The sequence below is a fragment of the Pedobacter paludis genome (genome assembly GCF_003173575.1).
GTDB classification, from domain to species: Bacteria; Bacteroidota; Bacteroidia; order Sphingobacteriales; family Sphingobacteriaceae; genus Pedobacter; species Pedobacter paludis.
Window position 1 is genome coordinate 333,234 of the sequence record NZ_QGNY01000003.1, and the last position, 12,842, is coordinate 346,075.

At 37.2% G+C, this 12,842-nt stretch carries 13 protein-coding genes; 7 read left to right on the top strand and 6 right to left on the bottom strand.

Features of this window, described 5'->3' with window-relative positions:
- Positions 1-15: 15 nt before the first annotated feature.
- Positions 16-1,287, bottom strand: coding sequence for a serine--tRNA ligase (gene serS / locus DF947_RS09575; protein WP_109929475.1), 1,272 nt, complete (start codon positions 1,285-1,287; stop codon positions 16-18).
- 109 nt (positions 1,288-1,396) lie between these two features.
- Between serS and rsmI the strand changes: the two genes are divergently transcribed.
- The 5 genes from rsmI (at position 1,397) to DF947_RS09600 (ending at position 5,610) form a co-directional block, all read left to right on the top strand.
- Complete coding sequence (gene rsmI, locus DF947_RS09580) at positions 1,397-2,116, top strand: 16S rRNA (cytidine(1402)-2'-O)-methyltransferase (RefSeq protein ID WP_109929476.1); 720 nt, start codon at positions 1,397-1,399, stop codon at positions 2,114-2,116.
- A gap of 45 nt (positions 2,117-2,161) precedes the next feature.
- Positions 2,162-2,812 carry a PH domain-containing protein gene (locus DF947_RS09585; protein ID WP_109929477.1) on the top strand — a complete coding sequence of 217 codons (651 nt, stop codon included), beginning with the start codon at positions 2,162-2,164 and terminating at the stop codon, positions 2,810-2,812.
- A gap of 102 nt (positions 2,813-2,914) precedes the next feature.
- A complete protein-coding gene (gene lnt, locus DF947_RS09590) occupies positions 2,915-4,546 on the top strand; it encodes an apolipoprotein N-acyltransferase (RefSeq protein WP_109929478.1) in 1,632 nt (543 codons plus the stop codon).
- 10 nt (positions 4,547-4,556) lie between these two features.
- Positions 4,557-5,090 (top strand): signal peptidase II, encoded by a 534-nt coding sequence (gene lspA / locus DF947_RS09595; protein WP_109929479.1) that lies wholly within the window; start codon positions 4,557-4,559, stop codon positions 5,088-5,090.
- Positions 5,091-5,193: 103 nt separating this feature from the next.
- Entirely contained in the window at positions 5,194-5,610 is a 417-nt protein-coding gene (locus DF947_RS09600; RefSeq protein ID WP_109929480.1) for an OsmC family protein, read from the top strand.
- Between the two features lie 45 nt (positions 5,611-5,655).
- Here the strand turns inward: DF947_RS09600 and DF947_RS09605 are convergent, their stop codons facing one another.
- The 3 genes from DF947_RS09605 to DF947_RS09615 all read right to left on the bottom strand — a co-directional run bounded on the left by DF947_RS09605 (position 5,656) and on the right by DF947_RS09615 (position 8,780).
- A complete protein-coding gene (locus DF947_RS09605) occupies positions 5,656-6,342 on the bottom strand; it encodes a helix-turn-helix transcriptional regulator (protein WP_109929481.1) in 687 nt (228 codons plus the stop codon).
- An 80-nt stretch (positions 6,343-6,422) separates the two neighbouring features.
- Positions 6,423-8,063, bottom strand: a complete 1,641-nt coding sequence (locus tag DF947_RS09610) for an NAD+ synthase (protein WP_109929482.1) — start codon at positions 8,061-8,063, stop codon at positions 6,423-6,425.
- A 36-nt stretch (positions 8,064-8,099) separates the two neighbouring features.
- A complete protein-coding gene (locus DF947_RS09615; RefSeq protein ID WP_109929483.1) occupies positions 8,100-8,780 on the bottom strand; it encodes a porin family protein in 681 nt (226 codons plus the stop codon).
- Positions 8,781-8,806: 26 nt separating this feature from the next.
- Between DF947_RS09615 and gldB the strand changes: the two genes are divergently transcribed.
- Positions 8,807-9,841, top strand: coding sequence for a gliding motility lipoprotein GldB (gldB, locus tag DF947_RS09620; protein ID WP_109929484.1), 1,035 nt, complete (start codon positions 8,807-8,809; stop codon positions 9,839-9,841).
- A gap of 104 nt (positions 9,842-9,945) precedes the next feature.
- Positions 9,946-10,749, top strand: a complete 804-nt coding sequence (locus DF947_RS09625; protein ID WP_109929485.1) for a patatin-like phospholipase family protein — start codon at positions 9,946-9,948, stop codon at positions 10,747-10,749.
- A 76-nt stretch (positions 10,750-10,825) separates the two neighbouring features.
- Here DF947_RS09625 and DF947_RS09630 read toward each other — a convergent pair whose 3' ends face one another.
- Together DF947_RS09630 and gcvT are read right to left on the bottom strand one after the other, a co-directional pair.
- Positions 10,826-11,542, bottom strand: a complete 717-nt coding sequence (locus DF947_RS09630) for a 2-phosphosulfolactate phosphatase (RefSeq protein ID WP_109929777.1) — start codon at positions 11,540-11,542, stop codon at positions 10,826-10,828.
- A 62-nt stretch (positions 11,543-11,604) separates the two neighbouring features.
- Positions 11,605-12,684 (bottom strand): glycine cleavage system aminomethyltransferase GcvT, encoded by a 1,080-nt coding sequence (gcvT, locus tag DF947_RS09635; protein WP_109929486.1) that lies wholly within the window; start codon positions 12,682-12,684, stop codon positions 11,605-11,607.
- Between the last annotated feature and the right edge of the window lie 158 nt (positions 12,685-12,842).

Here is a 12,842-nt window from a genome sequence, read left to right on the forward strand (position 1 = left end):
GACGATTTATTTATACTAATCAATCATATCAAAGCCAGTATATTTTACCAACACCTCTGGAATTTTAATTCCGTTTTCGGTTTGGTAGTTTTCTAAGATTGAAGCCACAATACGAGGCAAGGCCAAAGCGCTGCCATTTAATGTATGTGCCAATTGAGCTTTACCCTCTCTACCTTTATACCTTAATTTTAATCGATTAGCTTGATAGGTCTCGAAGTTTGATACTGACGATACCTCTAACCAGCGTTCCTGTGCTGCGCTCCAAACTTCCATATCGTAAGTCATGGCCGATGTAAAGCCCATATCGCCACCACATAAGCGCAGAACGCGATAATGCAAACCCAGTTCCTGCAATAAAGATTGAACGTATTGGCTCATATCTTCCAAAGTTTCGTAAGATTTATCTGGGTGCGTAATCTGCACAACTTCTACTTTATCAAATTGGTGCAAACGGTTTAAACCGCGAACATGTGCACCATATGAACCGGCCTCTCTACGGAAGCATGGTGTATAAGCGGTATTTTTAATCGGCAAATCTTCTTCCTTAACAATTACATCACGATATAAATTGGTAACCGGAACTTCCGCCGTTGGAATCAGATATAAATCATCAACTGTTGAATGATACATCTGTCCTTCTTTATCTGGCAATTGCCCGGTTCCAAAACCAGAAGCCGCATTAACCAAATGAGGCACCTGCATTTCTTTATATCCTGCCGCTGTAGCATGATCTAAAAAGAAATTAATTAACGCACGCTGTAATCTAGCACCTTTTCCTTTATAAACTGGAAAACCTGCACCAGTTATCTTAACCCCCAATTCAAAATCGATTATATCATATTTAGCAGCCAATTCCCAATGTGGCAAAGCTTTAGTGGGTAATGCTGCAGGTGCGCCATGTAAATAAACAACTTCGTTTTCTTCGGCTGTTGAGCCTTTTGCAACTAAATCATAAGGCAAGTTAGGCAACTGCACAACTAAGTTAAACTGTGCTATTTCCAACTCTGTTAACTTTTCTGTTAGGTTCTTAATGTTTTCTTTATGGCTTGTAGTTTGAGCCTTTAGAGCTTCTGCTTCATCCTTTTTACCTGCACGCATTAAATCGCCGATCTGTTTAGCGGCCGCATTCGCTTCTGCAGAAAGACTGTCTAAAGAGGTTTGGGTTTGGCGGCGATCTTCATCAATTTTAATGATCTCATCTACCAATTCTGGTAGTTTAAAATTACGGATACTTAAACGTTCTAAAACTTTCTCTCTATTTTCGCGGATATAGTTAACTTGCAGCATTATTTTAATTTTTAGCAAAGATAAGATTGAATTACGAATTACGAGTTACGATTTTGGATTTTTATATGCCACTTCCAATCGTACTTCGTAAATCTAAAATCTGAAATTGATGAATGGCAAACTATTTCTCGTACCTACACCAATAGGCAACCTAGAGGATATGACCTTTAGGGCGATCCGGATTTTAAAAGAGTGCGATTTGATCTTAGCTGAAGATACCCGCACCAGTGCCCCGATGCTTAAACATTTTGGCATTGATAAAAAAGTATTTTCACATCATCAGCATAACGAACATAAGGCAACATCTGAGATTATCAAGTTTTTAAACGAAGGGCAAAAAATTGCATTAATATCAGATGCCGGAACACCCGCAATTTCTGACCCCGGTTTTTTTCTTGTTCGCGAAGCGATTAAAAATGAAATTGACGTAGAATGCTTGCCTGGGGCAACTGCTTTTGTACCTGCTTTGGTAAATTCTGGCTTACCTGCAGATGCCTTTTGCTTTGAAGGTTTTCTTCCTGTTAAAAAAGGTAGGCAGACTAAATTTAAGAAACTTGCTGAAGAAGATCGTACCATTATACTTTATGAAAGTCCGCACCGTTTATTAAAAACTTTAGAAGAGTTTGCACAGTATTTAGGTGCGGATAGACAGGCATCGGTTAGTAGAGAATTAACCAAGATGTTTGAAGAAACTGTTCGTGGAACGTTGACTGAAATAAAAACACATTTTGAAACCAACACTTTAAAAGGAGAATTTGTAATTTGCATAGCGGGCAAAGAACAAGGAGCAAAGAACAAGGATAAAAGAGCAAGGTATAAGGATGAATAGTACGAATAACATCTTAAATTAACACACACAATTTTAAAAAAGAATATGATTAGCATAGATAGATTTTTAAGTGACGAACAAGACCCAAAAGCGGTTGAAAAGGTTATTGGAAAATTAAACGATCTTTTAACTACAGGCGAGGAGATTTTATATTTAGCCGTACAAAAAAAACCAGCGGTTAACTTGTTGCCAGATAGCATTGCCATTTCAAACAAAAGAATTTTTTATTGTGAACCAGGAAATTTAGGCTTAACCATGAACTTTAAGGATATTTCTTGGAAAAGCATTAAGGAGGTTTCGTTTAAAGAAGAATTTTTTGGTTCAAAATTTATCTGTGTACCTCAACATGGCGAAAACATTGTAACCGAATTTATCCCGAAAGTTCAGGCTAGAAAATTACATCAAGCCGCTAACGAGCAACTGGAAGCCTACAAAGAAATGATGAGGCAACAATTGCTTGAAGAAAACCGAGCTTCAGCAGCCGCGGTAAATTATTCGGCACCACAACCATTTGCAGAAATTGCAGAACAAACACCAGAGCCTGAACAACCTGTAATTCAGATTGCTGAAGTTGTAGAGGAGCCAGAAGATGAAACGACTTTGAAGTTGCGTAAACTAAAAAACCTTTACGATAAACATTTGATTACTCAGGAAGAATACGAAGCCAAAAAAGCGAATATTTTAGATAGTTTGTAGACTGGATATACCAGTTTGTCACGTTGAGCCTGTCGAAACGCTTTCGTTTAATGTTATCCCTTCGACAAGCTCAGGATGACATCCTCCAAGTCAGCATAAAACATGAACAAAAAACAAACGTACCTACTCGCTTTATTAAGCGCACTATTACTTTGGCTAGCTTGGCCACCCATGCCATTTACAGCACCGCTGTTGTTAATTGGGCTGGTACCTTTGTTTATAGCATTAGATAATATTGCTAAAAGCGATGTTAAGAAAGCCGGTAGAAAAATATTTTTAACAGCAGGACTAACCTTTTTAATTTGGAATACGGCTTCCATTTATTGGGTTTTCAACGCAATAAGTGCTTATAATGGTTGGGAAACTGCCATTCCTGTTTCTCTTATCCCTTATGGATTAGGAGCACTCTTAATGACATTTGCCTTTTGGTTATACTATCGCTTGGGTAAATATGTAAGTAAAACTTTAGCCTATGTGGGATTAGTTTCTTTTTATATTGCCCTAGAATATTTGCAGCAGACTTGGGATTTGGCTTTCCCATGGATGACTTTGGGCAATGGCTTGGCATCCATGCATCAATTGGCACAATGGTATGATTATACAGGAGTTTACGGTGGTTCGTTGTGGATTTTACTTAGCAATATTTTAGCCTTTGAGGCCTACAAAAAACTCAAATCGGAAAATGGTTATCAAAAACTAAGACCGATTTTGGTATGGGTTTTAATTGTCATTATTCCAGCTGGAATTTCTTTATCAAAATATTATACTGCAACTCAACAGGGCACTCCATCCAATGTAGTTGTCGTTCAGCCCAATATCGATCCTTACCAAAAACTAGAAAACATTCCAACCTCTGAACAGATTAGCATACTAACGCACCTCTCTGATTCCGTTGGACAAACCAATACAGAGTACTTCATTTGGCCGGAAACGGCAATTCCAAATTATGCTGATGAGGATAGAATTCGCAGCAATCCCGATTTTATTTCGTTGCAAAACTTCTTAAGCAAGTACAAAAACGGAACATTGGTTACCGGAATTGAAACAATTAAAATCTATCCGGATAAGAAAACAGTATCAGCAAAGCACTATCCAGATCAGGGCTTCTATCTTGATAATTTTAATACCGCAATGCAGGTAGAAAACTCCGCAAATGTTCAGTTTTACCATAAATCGAAACTCGTACCAGGTGCCGAAAAAATGCCTTTCCCAAAAGTTTTCTCTTTTATGGATGGGGTATTTTCGCAACTCGGGGGGAGCGTAAGCGGCTGGGGCTGGCAGGAAGAGCCAAGTGTTCTTTATGCGCAGAGCGGAATAGGTGTTGCTCCCGTTATCTGCTACGAAAGTTTATGGGGAGATTGGATTGGCAAATCGGTTAAAAGCGGTGCCCAGTTTATTGCAATCATTACCAACGATGGCTGGTGGGGCAATACTTCGGGTAAAGATCAGCATGAAATGTATGCGAAATTACGTGCCATAGAAACGCATCGGGATGTTGCACGATCGGCAAATACAGGAATTTCCTGCTTCATTAATCAACGAGGCGATGTAGTTAAAAGAACCCAATGGTGGACCAGAACAGCGCTAAAAGCCGATATTAATTTAAATGATGAAATTACCTTTTACGTTAAAAGCGGAGATGTAATTGCAAAACTGTTAAGTGCTTTAGCTATATTAATCGCTTTAATTATTCCTTATAAAAAATGGGTAGGTAAATCCGCTCAAAAAGGATAAAAATTATAAGATGGCAAATAAAAATTCAATTAGATTAATTATCCTAACACTCCTTTTATTATTAAATATCGGTTGTGATCAAGTATCTAAAAATATTGTTCGCAATAAAATAAGCGAATACGAACACATCAGTATTATAAAAGATCGTTTTACCCTTACAAAGGTCGAAAACAGTGGTGCTTTTTTAAGCCTCGGCGATGATATGCCCTATGTATTTAGGCTCATTCTTTTATCAGGACTGCCAATGCTTGTTTTGGGCTTCGGATTATATTTTCTTTATACAAAGCCAAACATTTCTAGAACCATGCAAATTGCGCTATGCTTTTTAATTGGAGGAGGAATCGGGAATCTGTATGACCGCATAGTTCACGGTTCGGTGACAGACTTTATGCACATGGATTTTTATATCTTCCAAACGGGTGTTTTTAATTTTGCCGACATCTCCATCATGGTTGGTGTAGGCATTTTATTGATTCAATCGTTAAAAGCGCAGATGATCAGAAAAGAACCTCAAATAGAAGAAACTGAATCAACCGAAGCCTAAATAAACACATATTCTTAATATTATAATTGCATTTTAACAACAAACATATATTTATATTTAGGTGTTTAAAATTTAACATAAATCAATAAATAAAACCCTCAAAATGAAAAGAAATGCAACAGCCGTTTGGCAAGGATCTGGTAAAGAAGGTAAAGGTAATTTGACTACCCAAAGTACTACATTAAATAATACTCAATACTCTTTTGGCTCTCGATTTGCCGAAGGCATAGGTACAAACCCTGAGGAATTAGTTGCGGCAGCACATGCAGGTTGTTTTACTATGGCTTTATCATTTAAAATTGACGAAGCAGGTTTTACCGCAGAAAACTTAGAAACTAAATGTGTTATTAACTTAGATCCGGCACAAGGTAAAATCACCGAATCTCATTTAACCTTAACAGCAACAGTTCCCGGTTTATCAAAAGAAAAATTCGATGAGTTGGTTGCAGATGCTGAAAAAAATTGCCCAATCTCCAAATTATTAGATACAACAATTTCTGTTGATGCTACTTTAGTTTAATATAAAACGAGCCTTGACAGTTTATCATTAGACTGTCGAGGTTTTTTATATCAAATCAAAAGCCCTCGCATATTTCGAAATCTCGAATGATGATTTGGTATTTAATTTCTCCCTAATATTTCTTCTATGCGTATCTACAGTTGTTGGTGAAATACAAAGTTCATCGGCAATTTCTATTGAGCTCTTGCCCAAAGCGATTTCGCGTAAAATGGTTTGTTCTCTTTTGCTAAGCTTTGAAAAGTTTGTGTAATTGTTTCTTAAAAAATTATTCTCTTCTAAAAGCCGATCAGCCTTGGCAGCCATATGGTGCATGGCATCAACAGGAATCGAAATGGTAATGGTTATTAAGGGCTTACCATCATCATCCCGCATAAAAATCCTTATACTGGATAAATGCCATCGCCATTGCGGAGAATCCGGAAATTTTAGTTGCTGATAAAAACTCACAGTAGCTGTATCGCTATTCTTTTGCATTAATGCACTAATTTTCGGCACGTAGTCCGCAGCATCATCAGCGTTGAAAAACCTCGCATGATAAACTTCATTAGTCATGGAATAAAGCTCCTCTTCCGAGATTTTCAAATCATTTAATCCTCGCTCACTCATAAACACGATCGACCAATCGCGAATATCATGAAGGATAACGACACCAGAAATTAAATTAAAGGAAGCTTGATGCTCAAAAATTTTTTGACGCATCTCTTCGGTGAGCTTGTTTGGGAATGAAACCATGAGGAACGAGCGTTAACTGTAGGCCTAAATTACTTAAAACTAAGTACCTACGGAAATAAAGCCCGCCCATTTCTTTTGATTTATATCATATATTTGCCCACAATTGGCATTCTTCTTCCCATACCAAATGCTTTTGGCGAAACTCTTAGTATTGGTGGGGTTTGATAGCGTTTAAACTCGGCGATATTTACCATTCGTAAAATCCGCTTAACAAGATTTTCATCAAATCCCTGTGCAATAATCGAAGCCGAGCCTTGTTTTAATTCGATATGTTGATATAAGATTTTATCCAGAATATCATATTCAGGAAGTGAGTCAGAATCTTTTTGATCAGGCCTTAATTCTGCTGATGGTGGTTTTACTATTGTATTGATCGGAATAATTTCGCTCTCCTGATTAATGTATTTGGCAAGTTCGAAAACCTGGGTTTTGTAAACATCGCCGATTACGCCAATTGCACCGCACATATCGCCATAAAGTGTTCCATAACCCACTGCGCATTCACTTTTGTTTGATGTATTAAGCAAAATGTATCCAAATTTATTGCTCATAGCCATAACAACTGTTCCGCGAATCCGAGCTTGGATATTTTCTTCTGCCAGATTAAAAGGCAAACCTTTAAAAGCTGGGGCAAGCATACTATCAAAAGCTTCTGCAGCTTCTTTTATTGGAACAATTTCATGCATACAGCCAATGTTGTTGGCTAAATCCAAAGCATCTTGTACAGAGTGATCAGACGAGAATTTTGACGGCATTAAAACAGCCATAACATTTTCGGCTCCGAGTGCTCTACAGGCCAAGGCGCAAACCACAGCAGAGTCTATTCCGCCAGATAAACCTAGAACTGCCTTGCTGAATCCCGATTTCCTGAAATAATCTTGAATACCTAAAATTAATGCATCATGGATCTGTTCAATATCTTTTAACCGCTCTGGCTTAGGGTACTTATTGCGAACATTTTCTACTTCATCCAAATCAAAAACCTGAAGATCTTCTTCAAAATATTTCATTTCGGCCTTCATTTCACCTTCTGCATCAAAAACCAAAGAACCACCATCGAAGATAATTTCGGTTTGTGCACCAATCTGGTTTACATAAAAAACAGGTAAATGATATTTTTTGGCATTATCTGAAAGCACTTTTATCCGTTCATCATCATGCGTGTAGGAGAATGGAGAGGCCGCAATATTGATCATAACATCGGGTTGCTCTTTAATCAACTCATCCATTGGATTAGATACATAAAGTGGATTATCATTAATGTTCCACAAATCCTCACAGATGGTTAACGCAATCTTTTTGCCTTTAAAATCTATGCATTGAAACGTTGTTGCGGGCTCAAAATAACGGTACTCATCAAAAACATCATAGGTAGGTAAAAGTGCCTTTTTGGTTATGGCTTTAACTTTTCCACCCTCAATAAAGTAGGCTGCATTAAATAAATCCTTACCCTGCAAAACATCATTTTTTATTGGCAAACCCACAATACAGGCAATATCCATACAGTGTTTTGCAATCTCTTTGGTCGCATCATCGCAAAGCGAGATAAACTCATCAAACTCCAAAAAATCTCTTGGCGGATAACCACAAATGGCCAATTCTGCAAAAACAACCAAATCGGCTCCCTTCGCTTTAGCCAAAGCAATATGCTCGATTATTTTTTTTGTATTTGCCTCAAAATTTCCAATGTGATAATTGAGTTGTGCAAGCGCTATTTTCATGTTTATTGTATCAGGGTAATGAATATCGGATCAGGATTAAAAGAAAACACCAAAGTTAAGGGCTAGGTAATAATTTTTAACATTCCTATTTTTATCTGTTGTAATATTCGTAAATCCATTGTTAAAAGTCAAGCCGGCAACAATACTGGTATTGCCAGAAATATCAAATTCTCCACCTCCACCAATTACCAATCCTGCACGATAAAATTTTGTATAATCCGAAATGTTTACGTTTTCTAATTTAGTGCTTCCACTAACAGCATCCTGCTTGGCACTTAACATAAAGGAATTTGATAATCCAAATTGACCATAATATCGCTTACCATCGGCTTTAATGGTTTTTAGCTTTATGGTTAAAGGCAATTCCAGATATTGAATTCTGTATTTTAAATCGTAAGCTACGGGGATATTCGGGTTGGCCGCATTATCCAAGCTTTTAATATAAAGAGGGTCTGCCTCAGTACTTTTACCGTTTACAGTAGTTACCGTTAAGGCAGTAGAAAAACTATAATTCGGTGCGAAGTTAAAATCGCCTATTAAGCCATAAGAAAAGCCTAAAGAAACGCCATTGGTTTTTCCCTGTTCGGGTTTTATCCAGCCAATTGTTGGCGTTGCAGTTAAACCCAACCTAAAACCATAATTGGTTAAGGGCAAATTTTGTGCCCAAGCGCCAAAACTTAAAAATGTTAAAATTAAAATAGCCGATATTTTTTTCATGCTTTATGTGATTATATTTGTTGTACATGATGTATAACGTAAAACACAGCCAAATTTATCTATTTTTTCTTTTTGCTATCGTATTTATTTCGTGCAAGCAAAGTAACAGACCGGATGTAAGCAATGTTAACCTCAGAATAAGGGTCGAAAGGTTTGATCAACAGCTCTATAATGGGAAAGGAAAAAGCCTAACGCAAACCAACGATTTTCTCAGCAAAAGTTATGGCTTATTTTATGACGATTACATCCATAAAATGGTTGGTACTCCAGAATATGACAGTCAAACTGTTTTAGAAACGCTTTACAAAGATCAAGCCTATACAGATTTAACAAAAGAAGTTAATACGGTTTATCCAGATTTAAAAAAACAGGAAGAAGGCTTAACAGAAACATTTAAATACATTAAATATTATTATCCCAAAGCAAAGATTCCGAAATTTATAGCTTTCGTTTCAGGCTTTTCTTATCAGATGCCAGTTGGTGATAATTATTTGGGCATTGGCTTGGATATGTTTCTGGGCAAAGACAGTAAGTTTTACAGGGCGATTATTCAGAGCGTTCCAATGTATTTATCGCGACGTTTTGCGCCAGAATATATTGTACCGAGAGTTGCGGAAACTTATGCGCATGAAGAACTTTTTGCAGAGCCCGATGAAAACAGAACACTCCTATCAAAAATGATTTTTCAAGGCAAAATTTTATACTTTTTAGATCAGGTTTTACCAGAAAACACAGCTGATTCTATAAAAATAGGCTACACAACCAAACAACTCGATTGGGCAAAAACTTACGAAGGCGATATATGGGCATATTTCTTAGAAAACAATTCGCTTTACGAAACCGATTATCAAAAAATTCAGGTTTATTTGGCTGAAGGCCCTTTTACACCAGGCTTAGGCGAAGACCGAAATTCTGCTCCCAAATTGGGCGTTTTTACAGGCTGGCAAATCGTTAGAAAATATATGGAAACACACCCAGAGGTTACGCTACAGCAATTAATGGCTGATAACGATGGACAGAAAATTTTAAATCAATCGAAATATAAACCTAAACAGAAATAGCTTAAAAGTTGGATGTTATAAGTCTTACCTTAGGAGATTAGGTAAAACAAATTGTAACAATTAACCGTTCTAAAATCTAATAGCTACATCTCAGATCTACATAAATGAAAGTTGGCATCGTATTATCAGGCGGAGGAATAAGAGGGATAGCGCATTTAGGCGTTCTTAAAGCATTTAGCAATTTGGGCATTACATTTAGCCACATAAGCGGAACAAGTGCCGGGGCAATTGCTGGCGCTTTCTTTGCCGCTGGTATCGATCCAGAAGAAGGTTTAAACATATTTTTGAAAACCAAACTCTGGCGATTTGTTCGGCCGGCAGTTGGTTCTCTTGGTTTAATTAACATCGAAAATACTTCACTAATTTTAAAGGAATATTTCCCGGAAGATAGTATTGAAAAATTAAAAATACCACTAACCATTGCCGCGGTTAATTTCAGCGAAGGCCGATTAATCTATTTCACTAAAGGACCATTAATTAGAGCCATACACGCATCAAGTTGTATTCCGGGGATTTTTAAACCCATAATGATTGACGGACAAATGTATGTTGATGGTGGAATTTTAAACAACTTCCCCGTTGAACCTTTGATGGATGAATGCGATTTTATAATTGGATCTTCCTGCAACCATTTAAAACCCGTTGATAAAATTACAGGAATTACCAATTTAATGGGCCGAGCCGGCGTTATGTCCATTAACCACGATATGGAGCGTAAAGCTAAATTCTGTAATGTGTTAATTGAGCCAAAAGGCCTGGGTGCCATTAGTACCTTCGATATGAAACGTGCTGAAGATATTTATTGGCTGGCACACGAAGAGGCTTTAAATGTAATTAAAAATAGTCCTACAATTCGGGAGCTGATTACGCCCAAACCCCTGAAAGAGGCTTTGTCTTCCAAACGTTAAGGCACTATTTATTAGTCTAAACATCGTTGACAAAACATCCACCTTCCTGTTTTTTGTTAAGATCCTTTTAGAAAGTTTAGGGTTTTAGTCTTACCAATTTTTCACCCTCCAATACAGGGATTGTTTTACAGATATTTAACTGCAGGCAAAAAACAACATCTTCTTCTATATTCAATTGCGCAAGTCTGTGGCTGTGTGAGGATTTATGTAGATATTTCCTTAAATCAGCTTTGGCTAAAGCGTACAGATCTTCGGCAGCTACGCTAGAATCATCATAATGCTCAAAGCTTTTACGTAGATTTTCTACCACTGCTCCGGCAAATAATGTATCTTCTAAATTAAACTGATCTTTCCAACCTGCGCACAATAAAAGCACATTTTTATTTTGGGCTTTTAAATAATCGCAAAGCGAATCGAGGTTTAAAAATGAGCCAATAACAACTTGATAAGCTCTTTTTTGGGCTAAATGTAGTGCTTTTGTTCCGTTGGTTGTGGTCAGTACAACTGTTTTCCCACCAATTTTTTCTTTGGTGTAAGAGAAAGGAGAATTACCAAAATCATAACCTGCCACAACTTCTCCATTGCGTTCTGCCGCAAGTAAAAAACCCTTATCAGCGTAAGCTAAACAATCTTCAACATTGGCTACTGGAATTATGGCTTCTGCACCATTATCTATTCCATAAGTTATAGATGATGTTGCTCTTAAAATATCAATAACCACTACAATGCTTTCCTCGATATCGTACAAATCGATTAGAGCAGGTGTTAAACAAACTTCTATTTTTTTTGACACAAGAAAAAAGGTTGAAGGCATAAGGTTAAAGTTTTGGGTGTTTCAGCCCTAAACCCTAAGCCCTATTTATAAAAAGGAAACTTAACAATTTTGGCCTTAATTGGCGTATTACGGATTAGAATGAAAACTTCAGAGCCTTCTTTAGCAAATTCTTTAGCAACATAACCCATACCAATGGCCTTTTGCAAGGATGGTGCCTGAGTACCCGAGGTTACTTTACCAATAATATTTCCTTCAGCATCAGCAATTTCATAATCATGGCGAGGAATACCTCTATCAATCATTTCGAAACCAACTAATTTCTTTTGAATCCCAGCTTCTTTTTGCGCAAGTAAAGCTTCAGAGTTTGTGAAAGGTTTGGTAAATTTTGTAATCCAGCCTAAACCGGCCTCAATTGGCGAAGTTGTATCATCTATATCGTTGCCGTATAAACAGAAGCCCATTTCCAAACGTAAAGTATCACGGGCACCTAAACCAATCGGCTTAATGTTATACGCTTTACCTGCTTCGAAAATTGCATCCCAGATTTTATCAGCGTGTTCGTTATCGAAGTAGATTTCAAAACCTCCAGCACCAGTATAACCTGTAGCCGAAATTACCACGTTATCTACTCCAGCAAAGTTACCTTTAACAAAAGTATAGTATTCCATCGATGCCAAATCAACATCAGTTAAGGTCTGTAAAGCATCAGCAGCTTTTGGCCCCTGGATAGCCAAAAGAGATGTTTTATCAGAAATGTTGTGCATTTCAACACCTTTATCATTAAACTGCTGAATCCAGTTCCAGTCTTTTTCGATATTCGAGGCATTAACAACCAGCATATAACTTTTCTCATCAATGCGATAAACCAAAAGGTCATCTACAATACCGCCATCTTTATTTGGCAGGCAAGAGTATTGAACTTTTCCATCATATAATTTTGATGCATCATTACTGGTTACACGTTGAATTAAATCTAAGGCATTTTCGCCCTTCAAAATAAATTCGCCCATGTGGCTAACATCAAAAACACCAACTCCATTACGAACAGTTGCATGTTCTGCGTTTATGCCCTCGTAAGTAACAGGCATATTGTAACCTGCAAATGGAACCATTTTAGCGCCTAAAGCGATGTGTTTTTCAGTTAATGCGGTGTTTTTCATTCTTCGTTTTCTTGCGGGCAAAAGTACTAAGAAAAAGGCGAAATTTTACGGGAAATTTTGAAGGGAGTTGTAAAGATTTCGAAAATAAAATATCGCATTTAATGCTTGCATGGGTTTATTATGTTAAAGGGCAAAGCCTCTATTTTATCTCCATATTT